14 protein-coding genes and 1 pseudogene are annotated in these 16437 nt (G+C 36.8%); 9 read left to right on the forward strand and 6 right to left on the reverse strand.

Going from position 1 to position 16437, the window contains the following annotated elements; genetic code table 11:
- The first annotated feature begins 744 nt into the window (after positions 1–744).
- The 8 genes from GOQ24_RS16150 to argH are packed head-to-tail and all read left to right on the forward strand — an operon-like array spanning position 745 to position 8999.
- The gene (locus tag GOQ24_RS16150; protein ID WP_155091951.1) at positions 745–1425 is read left to right on the forward strand and encodes a GNAT family N-acetyltransferase; all 681 of its coding nucleotides are present in this window, start codon (positions 745–747) and stop codon (positions 1423–1425) included.
- 17 nt (positions 1426–1442) lie between these two features.
- On the forward strand, positions 1443–2630 hold the full coding sequence (argG, locus tag GOQ24_RS16155; RefSeq protein WP_155091952.1) for an argininosuccinate synthase: 1188 nt from the start codon (positions 1443–1445) through the stop codon (positions 2628–2630).
- A 13-nt stretch (positions 2631–2643) separates the two neighbouring features.
- Positions 2644–3615 carry an N-acetyl-gamma-glutamyl-phosphate reductase gene (gene argC / locus GOQ24_RS16160; protein ID WP_155091953.1) on the forward strand — a complete coding sequence of 324 codons (972 nt, stop codon included), beginning with the start codon at positions 2644–2646 and terminating at the stop codon, positions 3613–3615.
- 12 nt (positions 3616–3627) lie between these two features.
- Entirely contained in the window at positions 3628–4767 is a 1140-nt protein-coding gene (locus GOQ24_RS16165) for an aspartate aminotransferase family protein (RefSeq protein WP_155091954.1), read from the forward strand.
- Positions 4768–4780: 13 nt separating this feature from the next.
- Positions 4781–5779 carry an acetylornithine carbamoyltransferase gene (locus tag GOQ24_RS16170; RefSeq protein ID WP_155091955.1) on the forward strand — a complete coding sequence of 333 codons (999 nt, stop codon included), beginning with the start codon at positions 4781–4783 and terminating at the stop codon, positions 5777–5779.
- A gap of 3 nt (positions 5780–5782) precedes the next feature.
- The gene (argB, locus tag GOQ24_RS16175; RefSeq protein ID WP_155091956.1) at positions 5783–6562 is read left to right on the forward strand and encodes an acetylglutamate kinase; all 780 of its coding nucleotides are present in this window, start codon (positions 5783–5785) and stop codon (positions 6560–6562) included.
- Between the two features lie 43 nt (positions 6563–6605).
- Complete coding sequence (locus GOQ24_RS16180) at positions 6606–7664, forward strand: M20 family metallo-hydrolase (RefSeq protein WP_155091957.1); 1059 nt, start codon at positions 6606–6608, stop codon at positions 7662–7664.
- Positions 7665–7667: 3 nt separating this feature from the next.
- Positions 7668–8999 carry an argininosuccinate lyase gene (gene argH, locus GOQ24_RS16185; protein ID WP_006257999.1) on the forward strand — a complete coding sequence of 444 codons (1332 nt, stop codon included), beginning with the start codon at positions 7668–7670 and terminating at the stop codon, positions 8997–8999.
- Positions 9000–9398: 399 nt separating this feature from the next.
- Here argH and GOQ24_RS16190 read toward each other — a convergent pair whose 3' ends face one another.
- The 3 genes from GOQ24_RS16190 to GOQ24_RS16200 all read right to left on the reverse strand — a co-directional run bounded on the left by GOQ24_RS16190 (position 9399) and on the right by GOQ24_RS16200 (position 12510).
- Positions 9399–10454 carry a ferredoxin--NADP reductase gene (locus GOQ24_RS16190; RefSeq protein ID WP_160340165.1) on the reverse strand — a complete coding sequence of 352 codons (1056 nt, stop codon included), beginning with the start codon at positions 10452–10454 and terminating at the stop codon, positions 9399–9401.
- A gap of 591 nt (positions 10455–11045) precedes the next feature.
- Entirely contained in the window at positions 11046–12062 is a 1017-nt protein-coding gene (gene pheS, locus GOQ24_RS16195; RefSeq protein ID WP_155091959.1) for a phenylalanine--tRNA ligase subunit alpha, read from the reverse strand.
- A gap of 91 nt (positions 12063–12153) precedes the next feature.
- Positions 12154–12510 carry a hypothetical protein gene (locus GOQ24_RS16200; RefSeq protein WP_155091960.1) on the reverse strand — a complete coding sequence of 119 codons (357 nt, stop codon included), beginning with the start codon at positions 12508–12510 and terminating at the stop codon, positions 12154–12156.
- Positions 12511–12751: 241 nt separating this feature from the next.
- Between GOQ24_RS16200 and GOQ24_RS16205 the strand changes: the two genes are divergently transcribed.
- The gene (locus tag GOQ24_RS16205; protein ID WP_155091961.1) at positions 12752–13294 is read left to right on the forward strand and encodes a CvpA family protein; all 543 of its coding nucleotides are present in this window, start codon (positions 12752–12754) and stop codon (positions 13292–13294) included.
- 67 nt (positions 13295–13361) lie between these two features.
- Here GOQ24_RS16205 and GOQ24_RS16210 read toward each other — a convergent pair whose 3' ends face one another.
- The 3 genes and pseudogenes from GOQ24_RS16210 to GOQ24_RS16220 form a co-directional block, all read right to left on the reverse strand.
- Positions 13362–14126, reverse strand: coding sequence for a tetratricopeptide repeat protein (locus GOQ24_RS16210; RefSeq protein ID WP_230381507.1), 765 nt, complete (start codon positions 14124–14126; stop codon positions 13362–13364).
- 3 nt (positions 14127–14129) lie between these two features.
- A complete protein-coding gene (locus GOQ24_RS16215) occupies positions 14130–15917 on the reverse strand; it encodes a BatD family protein (protein WP_155091962.1) in 1788 nt (595 codons plus the stop codon).
- A 3-nt stretch (positions 15918–15920) separates the two neighbouring features.
- A pseudogene (locus GOQ24_RS16220) lies at positions 15921–16437 on the reverse strand (hypothetical protein); the annotation flags it as partial.

Consider the following 16437-nt stretch of genomic DNA (forward strand, 5'->3'; position numbering starts at 1 on the left):
AACAACAAGTACCTGTATAGTTATAATAGGATTATAAAACCAAATGTACAGTTAAAAGCAGGATTATAAACAATAACTGTACAGCTATATTAGGACGAGACACATTTGAAAGAGGGTGGTCGGCTTGTGGTCGGCATGTGATCGCATAGTGGTCGCATACTTTATAGGCAAATTCATGCGACCACTATGCGATTATTATGCTAACAGACGACTATCACTTAGAAGTTAAACTAATTTTAACGACAGTATTTTACCTTCGCAAATCAAATCTTTTTTTAATGGTGTGTTTATCTGGTTAGAAGGTGAATATGACGTTTTAAAACAAAAACAGCAATAGTTTCACTTCAATATTTTTTTGGTTATGATACTCAATCTTGTAGTATATAAGGCATTGAGGGCTGTTTTATTTTTTTAAGAAAAAGCTTGCATAATCCGATTTAAATTAGAAAACTTTGTCCATGCTTCTTTAAGCACAAATACGATATGAAGAAAACCGATTTAAATATGACTTTTATTTCTGACAACATTGCTCTTGCATTTGTTGCGGTTTCTTCTGTTTCTACATCGCGGGTATCTCGCGTCCGGGCTTAATCTTTTTTAGCCTTTTTTAATATAATGCCTTCTTTGGCATTATATCTGTACATATATCATTGATTTTTAATGCTTTTCAGACAGTTTGTATATTGTTGTACCTATTCGGTATCAATATTTAAGCGCGTTTGATTCCTAATCACTTGTTTTGAAATGAATTCAAATCAGTTTATCGTTATTCCTGCGAATGAAACACACGTAGGATATGCGGAACAAATTTGTGAAGAGATGGCTCAGTCGGCTCTTGCCAGAGGGACGGGTATCGCAAGAAGAAAACCAGAGTACGTAGCTACTAAAATGGTTGAGGGCAAGGCTGTTATCGCTTTGCACGTAGATGGTACGTGGGCTGGTTTTTGTTATATCGAGACATGGAGTCACGGTGATTACGTAGCCAACTCTGGACTGATTGTCAATCCTACTTTTAGAAAAGAAGGGTTGGCCAAAGCGATTAAAAAACGCGTATTCGAATTGTCAAGAGAGAAGTATCCAAAGGCTAAAATATTCGGTCTGACTACAGGGTTTGCTGTGATGAAGATCAACTCAGAATTAGGCTATGAGCCTGTTCCTTATTCAGAATTGACACAAGATGAGATGTTCTGGAAAGGGTGCGAGAGTTGTGTTAACTTCCAAATTTTACAGAGCAAAGAGAAGAAGAACTGTCTGTGTACAGCTATGCTTTGGAACCCTGAAGACAAAGAAAAAGAGCTTCGCAATAAAATAGACCAAAAGGCGAAAGCAAAAGAAAGACTCAAAGGAATGCAAAAAAAGTATTCTTTGCTCAAGAGATTGCAAATGCAATTAAAGAAGACAGTCAAAAAAACGAATCTATTTTAATTTTAAATCCATCTATCATGAACAATAAGAAAGTAGTATTAGCATTTAGCGGAGGATTAGACACGAGCTTCTGCGTCATTTATTTAAAAGAAGAATTAGGGTATGAAGTACACTCTGTAGTGGTAAACACTGGGGGCTTCGACGCTGAGGAAGTGAAGGTTATCGAGGAGAAAGCGTATGCCTTAGGGGTGGCTTCTCATACGACTATAGACGAGACAGAAGATTACTATAACGATAGTGTGAAGTACTTGATATTTGGTAACGTATTGAAGAATGCGACTTACCCATTATCAGTAAGTGCTGAGCGTGTATGTCAAGCTACAGCCATTGCTAATTACGCTAAGAAGATAGGGGCAGAAGCAGTAGCGCATGGTAGTACAGGTGCTGGAAATGATCAGGTGCGTTTCGATATGATCTTTAATATTTTGGTGCCTAATGTACAGATTATTACACCGATTAGAGATTTAAAGTTAAGTAGAGAGGAGGAGATTGACTTCTTGCAAAAACACGGTGTTGAAATCAATGCAGAGAAAGCAAAATACTCAATTAATAAAGGATTATGGGGAACTTCAGTAGGAGGAAAAGAAACCCTAACTTCTCATTTATATTTACCAGAAGAGGCATGGCCTACACCGATTACTAAAGTTACTCCTGAAACAGTGGAGATTACTTTTGAGAAAGGTGAGCCAGTAGCTCTAAATGGTAAGCAACTAAAACCTACTGAGGTTATCCAACAATTACAAGATATGGCACAACCATTTGGTATCGGTAGAGATATCCACGTAGGGGATACGATCATTGGTATCAAAGGTAGAGTTGGTTTTGAAGCAGCAGGACCTATTATTTTAGTGAAAGCTCACCACACTTTAGAGAAACATACGTTGACGAAGTGGCAATTGAGCTGGAAAGAACAATTAGCTTCATTCTATGGTAACTACTTACACGAAGGACAATTCCACGATCCAGTAATGAGAGATATGGAAGCATTCTTGAGTAGTACACAGCAGACCGTAAGTGGAAAAGTTACAGTAGAGTTACACCCACACCGTTTTGTAGTGATAGGTATAGAATCAGCGCATGATCTGATGTCTAATAAGTTTGGTAGCTATGGAGAGATGAACAATGCATGGACAGGCGAAGATGTAAAAGGATTCTCTAAGATTTTTGGTAACCAAGTAATGATTTGGCACAAAGTTAATAACTAAGAGCAATAGAACTATGCAAACAATAAAAGCAGGAATAGTAGGTGGAGCAGGTTACACTGGAGGAGAGTTACTAAGACTTCTCTTACCTCATCCCGCAGTAGAGATTGCCTTTGTACACTCTAATAGTAGTGCAGGTAAGCCTGTATATGAGGTGCATACAGACTTGTTTGGAGATACAGACTTACAGTTTACGAGTACCTTGATGCAGGATATCGATGTACTGTTCTTGTGTATGGGGCATGGCGATTCTAAAGTATTCTTAGCAGAAAATGACATTGATAAGGAGATTAAGATTATAGACCTCAGTCAAGACTTTAGATTAAAAGACACAGCAGGAGAGTTCGTTTACGGATTGCCAGAGCTGAATAAAGAGAAGATAAAGAAAGCGAATTACATCGCTAATCCAGGTTGTTTTGCTACAGCTCTTCAGTTAGCCTTGTTGCCTTTAGCACATGCAGCTAAGATGCCTGAGTCTGTTTATATCAATGCTTTGACAGGATCTACTGGTGCAGGTCAGAGTCTATCTACTACATCTCACTTTAGTTGGAGAGCGAATAATATATCCGTATATAAAGCCTTCACTCACCAACACCTTAGTGAGATAGGAGAAAGCCTTGTACAGTTACAGCCAGACTATGTACAGAACATTAAGTTTATCCCAGAGAGAGGAGACTTTGCGAGAGGGATTTTTGCCAGTGTGATGTTTGAATCGACTTTGACAGAAGAGGAATTGTATAATGTTTATGAGAAGTATTATGCATCGCATCCATTTACGCATGTAAGCAAAAAGGGTATTGACTTAAAGCAAGTGGTAAATACGAATAAATGCTTGGTGTCTATCGTAAAGAATGGAAATGATGTATTAGTGACCAGTGCGATAGATAACCTACTAAAAGGAGCAAGCGGACAAGCTGTTCAAAACATGAACTTGCTATTCGGATTAGACGAAAAAACAGGTTTACAACTAAAAGCTTCGGCTTTCTAACAACGATTTATTATGATGAAATTATATGATGTATACCCACTGAACCCTATCGAGATTGTAAAAGGATTAGGGAGTAGAGTATATGACAACAACGGTCAAGAGTATTTAGACTTATATGGAGGGCACGCTGTGATCTCTATCGGACATACTCATCCGCACTATGTAGCGAGATTAACTGACCAATTAAACAAAATCGGATTTTATTCTAATTCTATAGAAATTCCTCTACAACAGCAATTAGCTGCCTTATTAGGGGAAGTAGCTGGGTTGGACAATTATCAATTGTTTTTGTGTAATTCAGGAGCAGAAGCAAATGAAAACGCTTTAAAATTAGCTTCTTTTTACAATGGTAAAAAGAAAGTAATCGCTTTTGATAAAGCTTTTCACGGGAGAACATCTCTTGCCGTTTCTGCTACTGATAACCCAAAGATAGTTGCCCCAGTTAATCAAACGGAGAACATTGTGTTCTTGCCTTTTAACGATGAAGAGGCTCTTGAACAAGCATTTGCCTCTTATGGTGATGAAGTAACAGCAGTGATTATAGAAGGGATACAAGGTGTAGGAGGAATACAAGTAGCGACTGATAGCTTCTTAGCGAAGATTAGAAGTCTTACTACACAGTACGGAGCTGTATTTATCGCAGACGAAGTACAGTGTGGATATGGACGTACAGGTTCTTTCTATGCAGTGAATGACGGTGGAGTGAGTGCTGATATCTATACGATGGCGAAAGGTATGGGGAACGGATTTCCTATTGGAGCAATGGCGATTGGAGAGCAGTTTAAGCCATGGCATGGACAGTTAGGAACTACTTTTGGAGGAAATCACTTAGCTTGTGCAGCAGCCTTATCTGTATTAGAGGTTATGAAGCAAGACAATCTAATGGCGAATACCGCCCAAGTAGGGAACTACTTAATCAATGAATTAAAGAAATTAGATAAGATACAGGAAGTAAGAGGAAAAGGACTAATGATCGGAATAGACCTTGCTCCTGAGTTAAAAGAGGTTCGCAAAGAACTATTAGTGAAAGATCACATCTTTACGGGTAATGCAAGCCCTAATGTAATTCGGTTGTTACCAGCATTAAATCTGACTCAAGCTGATGCAGATTTATTCTTGGATAAATTCAACAACAGATTACAACAATTCTAAAAAGACAATTACAATGAAACAATTTTTTTCCGTTAACGATATACCTTCCCTATCTAAAGCAGTAAATAGCGCATTAGCGTGTAAGGCAAACCCTTTTGCAGAAGAAACTCTTGGCAAGCACAAAACAATAGGTTTAGTATTCTTAAACCCAAGTTTGCGTACAAGGATGAGTACTCAGAAGGCTGCTATGAACTTAGGGATGAATGTAATGGTGATGAATATGACATCAGACGGTTGGGCTTTAGAGACTAAAGACGGCGTAGTGATGGACGGAAATACAGCAGAGCATATTAGAGAAGCCGCTGCGGTGATGGGTGAGTACTGTGATATATTAGGACTTCGTTCGTTCCCAGGGTTAAAAGATGCTGAGGAAGACTATAGCGAAGAATTGTTTAGCAAGTTCGCTAAGTACTGTGGCAAACCTGTAGTGAGCTTAGAGAGCGCGACAAGACATCCACTACAGAGCTTCACAGACTTAATCACGATAGTAGAGCACTTCGATTATAACTATGACGCTGCACAAGATAAATTAGTACCTCAAGGCAAAAAACCTAAAGTAGTATTGACATGGGCACCGCACGTTAAGGCACTTCCACAGGCAGTACCGAACTCTTTCGCAGAGTGGATGTGTAGAGCTCAGGCAGAAGGTCTTGTAGACTTTGTGGTGACTCATCCAGAAGGTTATGCGCTGAAAGAGGAGTTTACAGCAGGAGCTACAGTGACTACTAATCAGGACGAAGCTTTAGCAGATGCTGACTTCGTATATGTAAAGAACTGGTCGAGTTATGAAGACTACGGACAGATAACGTGTACAGATCAATCTTGGATGTTGACTTTGGATAAATTAGAAGCAACGAATCAAGCCAAAGTAATGCACTGCTTACCTGTTAGACGTGATTTAGTGATCTCGTCAGAAGTATTAGATAGCGATAGTTCTATTGTGATACAAGAAGCAGGAAACAGAGTATGGGCAGCACAAGCTGTATTAAAAGAAATGCTTAAAAACCAATAAATTATGCAAAGCCTTACAGTTATTAAGATAGGAGGTAATATCGTCGATGACGAGTCTGCGTTGAACGCTTTTTTAGACATCTATGCTCGTATAGAAGGCCCTAAGGTCTTAGTACACGGTGGAGGTAAATTAGCTACGCGTATGGCTACTCAGTTAGGGATAGAAACTCAGATGGTCAATGGGCGTCGTATCACTGATGAGGCGATGTTGCCTATAGCTGTAATGGTGTATGCAGGTTTGATAAACAAACAAATCACTGCACAACTTCAAGCAAGAGGTTGTGATGCGATGGGAATCTCAGGAGCAGACGCTAAGCTGATACAGAGTCATAAACGCCCTATCGAGCCGATAGACTACGGCTATGTCGGGGACTTTGAGGCAAGCGATGTGAATGTGATTCGATTACAACAATTGTTAGAGATAGGGATTAATCCTGTATTCTCTGCGATTACGGCTGATAAGGAAGGCCAACTACTAAACACCAATGCAGATACTATTGCTTCTAATATAGCAGTTGCTCTTGCTACTAAGTATAAAGTAGCCTTAGTCTATTGCTTTGAGCGCAAAGGGGTATTGCAGGACATTAACGATGAGAACTCTGTGATCACTACCATTGATCAAGAGAACTTTACACAACTAAAACAACAAGGGGTGATAGCTGATGGTATGTTGCCAAAGATAGAGAACGCTTTGGCGGCTGTCAACCAAGGAGTAGATAAGGTATGTATCAAGAAAGCAGAGGATCTATTAGATATAAAAGCTGGTACTACGATTCAACTTTAATAGAATATAACAAGACAACGACCCATAACTATATAAAACCACAATGAAAGACAACTTATCACAACAGGCAATAGCTTTATTAGAAAGCCTTATAGCATCACCATCTTTTAGTAAAGAAGAGCACTTGACTTCTGATCTAATAGCCAACTTTTTAGAGTCTCATGGAGTAGCTATTCACCGAGAGCTTTTTAATGTATGGGCGTTTAATAAGCATTATGATCCGAGTAAGCCTACGATCTTATTGAACTCTCACCACGATACCGTGAGACCAAATAAAGACTATACCCGTGACCCTTTTAAGCCTGAGGTTATAGATGGCAAGTTGTTCGGATTGGGGAGTAATGATGCTGGAGGGTGCTTGGTCTCTTTAATCGCTACATTTCTACACTTCTATGAGAAAGAGGGGATGAAGTATAACTTCTGTATCGCTGCTACGGCAGAAGAAGAGATATCGGGTAATGATGGCTTAGAATTTGTAATACCTAAATTAGGAGAATTAGAATTCGCTATTGTAGGAGAACCTACACAAATGCACTTAGCTGTAGCAGAACGAGGACTAATGGTACTCGACTGTGTAGCTCATGGGCGCTCAGGACATGCAGCGCGTAATGAAGGAGACAATGCGATATTTAAAGCGATAAAAGATATAGAGTGGTTTAATACCTATCAGTTCCCTAAGGTATCTGAGGAGTTTGGACCTATCAAGATGAGTGTGACGATGATCAATGCAGGTACACAGCATAATGTGGTGCCTTCTACTTGTGACTTTGTAGTAGATGTACGTGTGACAGATGCTTATACAAACGAAGAAGTATTAGAGATAGTGAGACAGCATGTAGACTGTGAGGTCAATGCGCGTTCTACTCGATTAAAGCCTTCGTCTATAGCTAAAGATCACCCTATCGTACAGGCGGGTATAGCCTTGGGTAGAGAGACCTATGGCTCACCTACGACGAGTGACCAAGCCTTGTTAAGTATTCCATCGCTTAAGTGTGGACCTGGCGACTCTGCTCGCTCGCATACAGCAGACGAATTCGTCTATGTAAAGGAGATAGAAGAGGGAATAGCCTTGTATATAGAGATGTTAACGCAAATCGTGTAGCAAATGAAATTATGGCAAAAGAATACCACTGTAGATAGTAATGTAGATACCTTCACAGTAGGACAAGATAGAGTGTTAGATATGAACTTGGCGGCATTTGACGTTATGGGGTCATTAGCACATACACAGATGTTAGAAAGTATAGGATTATTAGAGTCAGAAGACTTAGTCCTTATTCAAAAAGAATTAAAACAGATATACCAAGAGATATTAGCTGGTCAATTCGAGATAGAAGATGATGTAGAAGATATACACTCTCAAGTAGAGTTATTATTGACCAGAAGAATAGGTGAGGCTGGTAAGAAGATACACTCAGGACGTTCAAGAAACGACCAAGTATTAGTAGACCTTAAACTTTATTTTCGCCATGAGATAGAGGAGATTGTGACTAAGACGAAGGAGGTATTTGATACACTACAGCAATTGAGCAATCAGTATAAAGATGTATTACTGCCTGGCTATACGCATTTACAAATCGCAATGCCTTCGTCATTTGGCTTGTGGTTTGGGGCGTATGCAGAGAGCCTTGTAGACGATTTAGAGATGATGCTGGCTGCGTGGAAGGTGACGAATAAGAACCCATTGGGATCAGCTGCAGGTTATGGTTCATCATTTCCACTAAACAGACAGATGACTACAGACCTATTAGGCTTTCAGTCTATGAACTATAATGTAGTGTATGCACAGATGGGCAGAGGGAAGACGGAGCGTATCTTAGCACAAGGGTTAAGCGCTATTGCAGCTACTTTAGCTAAGTTCGCGATGGATGGATGCTTGTATATGAGTCAGAATATGGGCTTTATCAAATTCCCAGATCATTTGACTACAGGTTCGAGCATTATGCCACATAAGAAGAATCCAGACGTTTTAGAGCTTATTCGTTCAAGATGTAATAAGATACAAGCCTTGCCTAACGAAATAGCCTTAATGACTACTAATTTGCCTTCTGGGTACCACAGAGATCTTCAGTTGTTAAAAGAGAACTTGTTCCCAGCTTTCACTTCATTGAAAGAGTGTTTAGATATTCTGAAATTGATGTTGGACAATATAGAGGTGAATAAAGAGATATTAAGCGATCCGAAATACGACTATTTGTTTAGCGTTGAGGTAGTGAATGATTATGTGCTAAAGGGGATGCCTTTTAGAGAAGCATATAAAGAGATAGGGCTGTCGATAGAGGCAGGTACTTATCAACCGTCAAAAGAGGTAAACCATACACACGAAGGTAGTGTAGGTAACCTGATGAATGAAGCAATCAAAGGAGAGTTTGACCGTGTGTACACGTCATTCAACTTTGACCAAGTAAATGAGAAACTAGTAAGTTTAGTGTTGTGATAGATTGAAAGAGGCTTTTCCACGCGGTGGGAGAGCCTTTTTATTTATAATAGTTTATTTTGCCTTTTAATTGAAGCTAATGTGCATTAAAATAGGTAACGCTATTTTTTATGATATAAAGTAGATGAATTGTAAGTTTATTGCGCCTTATTTGTGCTTTTTTATAAAAAATATTTAAATTTTGTTAAAAAGTGAAATAAGTTTTGGTTGTCAAAAAAATTAAATACATTTATACAAAATATGATAATAATCATATTTTAATTCCTGACTTTAATTCCTAAAACGAAGTAGGAGTGACCAATTAAATTAAAAGTGAAGCTAAGTTGAAAAAGAGGTTATATGAAAATATAACCTCTTTTTTGTTTTTTGTATGTAGTGATTATTGCCTTGAGCAATTTTTTAAATATCATCGTAATCAACGTAGATCTCATCAGAAGTAACAATTGCTTGACAAGACAGAATTAGACCATCTTCTACTTCTTGGTCCGTTAGAATACTGTTGAGTTTCATCGTAGCAGATCCTTTTATAATACGGCACATACAAGAACTACAGATACCACCTTGACAAGAATAAGGAGCATCTACACCTGCCTCAAGAACACCATTTAACAACACTTGATCTTTTGCCATTTCGAAAGTAGTTTCATCATCATCAACCAAAGCAGTTACTTTAATTGTTCCTCCACCAGTTATTTCTATTGGAGCAGCTCCATCTGTATTAGGTGTAAAGATTTCAAATGAGATATTTTCCTTAGTGACTCCTCTATCTTGTAGAGTAGCACTTACTGTATCAATCATATCTTCAGGACCGCAAATGTAGAATTGTTGAAAGGTTGTATCCTTGTGTTTATTGTTAACTACAAAGTTGATTGCTGCTTTATCTATACGTCCAAAAATTGAATCGTTTTCTCTAATACGAGAGTAAACGAAGTGGATAAACAAACGTTCTTTGTACTGCTCTTGCAGTCTGTATAACTCATCGCGGAAGATTGTCTCCTCAGCATTTTTATTCCCATAGATGAGTACAAATTTGCTGTTTGGTTCTTGTTCTAATGTTGTTTTTAAAATAGCAATCACTGGAGTGATTCCACTACCAGCAGCAAATGCAGCATAGTTATTAGATACAGTAGCATTCGGTTCGAATGTAAATCTTCCTTCAGGAGCCTCAACTTCTAATTGATCACCTGCTTTCAGTATTTCATTTGCGTAACTTGAGAATATTCCATTTTCAACTTTCTTTACGGCAATTCTCAATTCTCCACTGGTAGGAGTTGAGCAGATAGAATAGGCTCTGCGAATCTCTTTCCCCTCATGTTGATATTTAATATTGAGATATTGCCCTGCTGTGAATTTATAATCCTGTTGTAAATCGGCTGGAATATCAAATGCTATTGATACTGCGTTAGGAGTCTCTCTGCGAACTTCTTTTACAGTTAATAGATTAAATCTTGACATAGTTAGTTTAGTTTGAACTGACAAAAATACAAAAGTGATTGAGTAAAAGGTAAACTTATTCTTATTATGAAGCTTTCTTTTACAGTTTATTAACTATTTAAGGTACATACTATTATGCGTGCATAGTTTTAATGCGCAGTTTATACTATAATCTACTTAGATTGTTTCTTTTGAGATGTCTTACTTTTTTTTTGAATAATTTTTCGAGTCAGCTGTAACAATGATTGAGAATGTACGTCTAATTGAAAATAGAAAGCCTTTTATTAATGCAAGCGATTCATGCGGAATATTTGATTTGTATTATTCTGTTGCCTTGGTTTGTTTTATTTTAGGACCTTAGAATAAAGGGTTTTTTATTGAATCTAAAAAGATAACATATTGTTTCTTAGTGATTTGATCTTGTTTCAAGTGTAAGGGATTATACTGTAGAAGAATTAGGGGGTAACCCATTGAATAGGAATATTTACTTTGTTTTGATTCTTTTGATGTTAGTTCAAAAGACGTAAAATTATAGCAGAGGTAATTATATTAGTTAGTAGTATGCAAAAAGGTCACTTCGAATGAAGTGACCTTTTATTATTGTGTATCTAATTAGAAACTTGCTTTAAATTGTTCTAAGAAGCGAACATCGTTTTCGTAGAACATACGGATATCTCCGATTTGGTATAATAACATTGCGATACGCTCAATTCCCATACCAAAGGCAAAACCACTATATTCGGTAGGATCGATATTACAGTTCTTAAGAACATTTGGATCAACCATACCACATCCCATAATCTCTAACCATCCAGTTCCTTTTGTAATTCGGTAATCTGTTTCGGTTTTAAGACCCCAATAGATATCTACTTCAGCACTTGGTTCAGTAAAAGGGAAATACGAAGGACGCAATCTAATCTTAGATTTTCCAAACATCTCTTTTGTGAAGTATAACAAGGTTTGTTTTAAATCAGCGAAAGAAACGTCTTTGTCAATATATAAACCTTCAACTTGGTGGAATATACAGTGTGAACGTGATGAAATAGCTTCGTTTCTAAATACGCGCCCTGGAGAAATAGTTCTCAATGGAGGTGTATTCTTTTCCATATAACGCACTTGTACAGATGATGTATGTGTACGCAGTAAGTGCTCTGGATTGGTTTGAACGAAGAAAGTATCTTGCATATCACGTGCTGGGTGATATTCCGGGAAGTTCAACGCAGAGAAATTATGCCAGTCATCCTCTATTTCAGGACCTTCAGATATATTAAATCCAATACTATTGAAGATATCTACGATTTGGTTTTTTACTAATGAAATAGGATGTCTTGAACCAATTTCTAAAGGGTAACCTGGTCTTGTAAGATCTCCATATAAACCTTGTATATCTTTTGACTCTAGTTCTTCTTGAATTGATTTTACTTTAGCCTCAACAATATTTTTTAACGAGTTGATTATCTGACCAAACTCTTTTTTTTGCTCGTTCGGCACAGTTTTAAAGTGTGCGAATAGGTCATTTAAGATTCCTTTCTTTGATAAGAATTTAATTCTAAATGCTTCAAGCGTCTCTTTATTATCGGTGTGAAATAACTCTGCTTCACCGATGTATTCTTTTATTTTATCTATCATCTTAAGTAAAGTAAAGCGCAAATTTACTGCTTTTCAATTAGACATTAAAATTTTAAAACCTTATTCTTTTGATAATTCTTTGTAATGTAGCTTATTCTATAAACTTATTCTCCAGGAAGTAATTTACAATTGCTTCTTTCATTAATACACTTTGTTCACCTGCTTTTAATGCTGGTAAGTGCTCTAAAGTTTTGTAGTGAGGCCAACCGTCATTGTCAAAGTATTCAAACTCATAGTACCCATAAGGCTCTAATAATTTACATATTGCAATGTGCATTAGGTTTATTTTTTCGTCTTTCTTATAGCGTTTTTTTATTTTTCCTAATTCTTGTACGCCTATTAAATATATAATTGCTTCTAAGTCTAATGTTTCACCATCTCCAAAGCGCTCTGATATTTTGGTAACAACCGATTGCCATCGTTGTTTTAATTGTTCATCTCTTGCCATATTATTTTATAATAAGTTGACAAAGATACAATTTGCAATTTGATTCTGTTTTATTCTGTTGAGGTTGATACCATATTTTACAAATTGGAATCATTATTGTATAACGGACTAAGATTGAATTGTTTTTTTGAGGTTTGTCTTTTTGAGATAATGCGCAAAAAGACCTGATTTTGGATGAATTATTTTTTAAAGTAAGTCATAAGATGAGTTTTTGTAATATATTCGTAATAAAAATAGGTTGATGGTTTTAGATATAATCACTGGTATTGTTTTAGTATATGGTATTTATATAGGTTTGAAGAAAGGTTTGTTTGTTTCTGTAGCAGCCTTTTTATCAATTCTTATTGGTATAATTGGCGCTTTGAAGTTTTCGAACGTTGTCAAAGAATTGCTGTTCACTAAATTAGGATGGGATACCTCTTTTCTGCCTATTATCTCTTTTATCTTGACCTTCTTCTTATCGATTTTACTTGTGAAATTCGTCGCTAATATGCTGACTAAGGTTTTCGAGACTGTTTATTTAGGTTTTGTTAATCGACTTTTTGGTGCTTTGTTCCAAATCCTTGTAGTTATCTTGGTAGGAAGTGTTTTTCTTAGTTTATTCGATGAGGTAAATAATATATTCAAGCTTGTGGAAACAGAAACTTTGCAGCAGTCTTATAGTTATAAGACTTACTTAGTTTTATCGGAAGACATTCTACCAAGTTTGTACAATATGGTTAAGTCCTTGTTTGCAAGAAGCGTGGACATGCTTACTACACCAGAGGAACCTACAGCTGTTTAATCGATTGTGTATAGGGCTAAAAATAAAAAAGGGGACAAAAGAAATTATTCTTTTGTCCCCTTTTTTACTATATCACTTTGATGGATTTCTTCTCTATCCAACCCTCTTCTTGGTTGTCCAATTGTACCTTTATCCAAAGAGATTTTTCTTCCAATACATGAACTCTTGTTCCTTCGTGGAGCTCTCTAATGGTATCAGAAGTATGTCGCGCTTCACTTTTTAGCTCTAAGACTTTGTCGAAAATGATTCCTGAATAAGCGTCACTTTTATAATGGTCTTCAAAGTAAGCGCTATAAGCTGTCACTAAACTTAAAAAGAGAAAGAGTATAAGGCAGGTAAAGCTTAGTTTCTTTACATTACTTTTAGTGGTTAAATAGTAGCAGATAAAGCAAATTAAGACTAAGAATGCTGCAAGTGTACTCAGAGTAGCCCATTGATTAACTGTTAGTATTCCTAAACTTTGGTGTATGATATCTTGTTGGTCGTATTCTTTTACAATAGTAATATCATCTTCAAGATTCTTTCGAGCATAATTTAGATTTGTGAGAAAGGCCTGGGTATCTGGAGCTAACTTTAGCGCTTTTTCATAATAGTAAATAGCATCTGTATTGTTATTTAATTTATAATAAGCATTGGCCAAATTGAAGAAAACCTCAGGAGAATTATCTTTCTCTTGGATTAACTCGTGATAGATTTCTATAGCCTTTGCATAATTCTCTTTTATATATAAGCTATTAGCATTGTCAAACTTCTTTTCCCACTGACTTTTGTCTTGTGCGAAAGAAACAGATGGTAAAGCAAATAATAGGATATAGATTATATATTTCATCATTGTTTACTTTAATTGTTTTTCTAATTGACTTATTACTTGTATAGCAGATTCGTAATCTTTGTTTGTATCTACCTGTTCAGTGGGAGTGTATCTTGCCCATTCACAAGCATTCTTTAGCTCCATAAATGCAGTAATTTGCTCCTCTGTCACTTGGTTATCTTGCAGTAGATCCTGAATTGTTTCATTACTCATCTCTGATGTTTCTATTTTTAGTTTAGCCTTAAGGAAGTTGTGTAAGCAACGTTCTAAAGCTTCATAGAAACTATCTTTGTCTTTTAAGTGCTTTTTAGCTTCCGATAAATATTTGCGCGCTAATCGGTTGTTCGTGCGTAATCGGTTTCCTTCTATGTCATTGTCTAAAGAGCGTTTTCTATTCACAGCCAATACAAAGAATGGAATTGCAGCTATTGGAAATAATGTCAATAGGTAATAAGTAGTCGACAACCAATAAGCTGTTTCGGATTCAGTAGAAATAAAAGTAGCCGTGTTCTCTATGGGTTGAAATAGTTCACTATTGTCTATTGCCTCAGAGTCTTGAGCATGTTGAATTGTTGTGTTTGTTGGCAATGCAGGCCCATCTATAACGGCAATCTTTAGACTATCTGTCGAAATGGTTTTATACGATTTACTCGATAGATCAAAGTATGAAAACTCCATAGGCTGAATATAGTAATCCCCTTTGTATTGCGGAATAATAGTATATTCATTTGCTCTTTTTCCCTGTAATCCGAATACAGTTGGAGTAACCTTCTCTGTGTAAACGGGGTCATATAACTCTAATGCCGAATGAGCTTTTGGCTCGGGAATCGTTAATAAATTCAGGTTCCCTTGACCAGATACTTCCACTTTTAAGGTGAATGGATCACCAGCTTTTAACTCTCTTTTGGAAGGAGTAACCTTAAAGTTGAGTTTTCCTACGCCACCACTGAAATTGAGTGGTTTACCTTGCTCTGGCAATGCTTTGCTATTTATAGTAACCTTATTGGTGCCAATTTCTTTTTCGACATAGCCAACTTCAGGAAAACCGAAGAAATCTCGTCTACCTGTATAAACTTGCGCTTGAACATCAAGAACAAGTGGATCTATAGTATAACTACCTACTTCTTGTGCCATAACTACATCTCTTTTGATTTCGATGTAGTTGTATGTTTCTCCTTTGTATTTCCCAACCTTTATTTCAGGTTGTCTTGTTGGGGGAATAGTATGTACCCAAAAATCTTTGTACGTAGGTATTTTTTTACCACTATAACCAGAGAGTCCTTCTTTAAAATATATTTTAAAACTAATGTTTACTGGCTCATTAACATAAGGATTCGCGTTGCTAACCTCGGTCACTAAATGTATGTGCTCGAGGGATTGTTGTTGAATTTGATTTAATTCACCACTACGTCCCCTGTTTGGAGTATTTTGCTTTTGTACTGCGTCAACAAAAGTAATGGATAGGGGATTAGTTTTATATTCTTTACCCTCAATCTCAATAGTGGCAGGTCCAATTTTGAAATTACCTTTTCGAGTCGATTGTAAGAAATAAGAATAAGTCTTCGAAAAAGTCTTTTTGCCATTTATCCATGACTGACTAACAGCTTGATTAGGCCCTCCAACGATTTTTAAACCATTGAAGTTTGGTGGGGTAAAGTTATCTCCATCACCATCCATTACGAAGTCAATACGAACATGTTCATTTAGGGGCACATTTTCTCTGCTAACTTTTGCTTCGAAAGTGTATTGTGCCCATAATGCTTGACTACAGATAAAACATATTAATAGTATGTATTTCTGAAATGATTTCATTTTCTACCAGTCTTTTTTGCGTTCATTCTTTTTGTCACCCGTATTTTTTCCTTGTGTGGCAGCCCCTTTGCCTTTGTTGATGATTCGTTGTTGTACTTGTTTCTCTTTTGTTTCAAGTGACTGTAATATCTGATTCATTTGAGCTTGTGTTGCCGTTTGTGGCATTTGACTCATATTACTTGGCATTGGCTGCTGTTGTGATGGTTGATTCTCTTTATCCTTGTCAGAGTTGTCTTTATCTCCATCTTTTTCATCAGAATCTTCCTTGTCCTCTTCTTTATTTTCTTGCTTCTTGTTATCCTTGTTTTGAGGTTTTTTATTTTCCTCCTCTTTGTTTTCTTCTCCTTTTTTATCTTTCGGATCTTTATCCTGATCCTTTTTATCTTTATCCTGACCATTTTGGTCTTTATCTTGACCTTGTTGATCTTTGTTTTGATCCTGTTGATCTTTGTTTTGATCCTGTTGATCTTTGTTTTGATCCTGTTGATCTTTGTTTTGATCCTGTTGATCTTTGTTTTGA

Origin of the sequence: Myroides sp. LoEW2-1, assembly GCF_009767705.1 — a bacterium.
Classification (GTDB): domain Bacteria; phylum Bacteroidota; class Bacteroidia; order Flavobacteriales; family Flavobacteriaceae; genus Flavobacterium; species Flavobacterium album_A.

Coding starts and splice junctions, on each gene's coding strand:
- GOQ24_RS16150 (WP_155091951.1), top strand. CDS start 745: ATGAATTCAAATCAGTTTATCGTTATTCCTGCGAATGAAACACACGTA.
- GOQ24_RS16165 (WP_155091954.1), top strand. CDS start 3,628: ATGATGAAATTATATGATGTATACCCACTGAACCCTATCGAGATTGTA.
- GOQ24_RS16215 (WP_155091962.1), bottom strand. CDS start 15,917: ATGAAATCATTTCAGAAATACATACTATTAATATGTTTTATCTGTAGT.
- argH (WP_006257999.1), top strand. CDS start 7,668: ATGAAATTATGGCAAAAGAATACCACTGTAGATAGTAATGTAGATACC.
- GOQ24_RS16205 (WP_155091961.1), top strand. CDS start 12,752: ATGGTTTTAGATATAATCACTGGTATTGTTTTAGTATATGGTATTTAT.
- GOQ24_RS16170 (WP_155091955.1), top strand. CDS start 4,781: ATGAAACAATTTTTTTCCGTTAACGATATACCTTCCCTATCTAAAGCA.
- GOQ24_RS16180 (WP_155091957.1), top strand. CDS start 6,606: ATGAAAGACAACTTATCACAACAGGCAATAGCTTTATTAGAAAGCCTT.
- argG (WP_155091952.1), top strand. CDS start 1,443: ATGAACAATAAGAAAGTAGTATTAGCATTTAGCGGAGGATTAGACACG.
- pheS (WP_155091959.1), bottom strand. CDS start 12,062: ATGATAGATAAAATAAAAGAATACATCGGTGAAGCAGAGTTATTTCAC.
- GOQ24_RS16200 (WP_155091960.1), bottom strand. CDS start 12,510: ATGGCAAGAGATGAACAATTAAAACAACGATGGCAATCGGTTGTTACC.
- argB (WP_155091956.1), top strand. CDS start 5,783: ATGCAAAGCCTTACAGTTATTAAGATAGGAGGTAATATCGTCGATGAC.
- GOQ24_RS16190 (WP_160340165.1), bottom strand. CDS start 10,454: ATGTCAAGATTTAATCTATTAACTGTAAAAGAAGTTCGCAGAGAGACT.
- GOQ24_RS16210 (WP_230381507.1), bottom strand. CDS start 14,126: ATGATGAAATATATAATCTATATCCTATTATTTGCTTTACCATCTGTT.
- argC (WP_155091953.1), top strand. CDS start 2,644: ATGCAAACAATAAAAGCAGGAATAGTAGGTGGAGCAGGTTACACTGGA.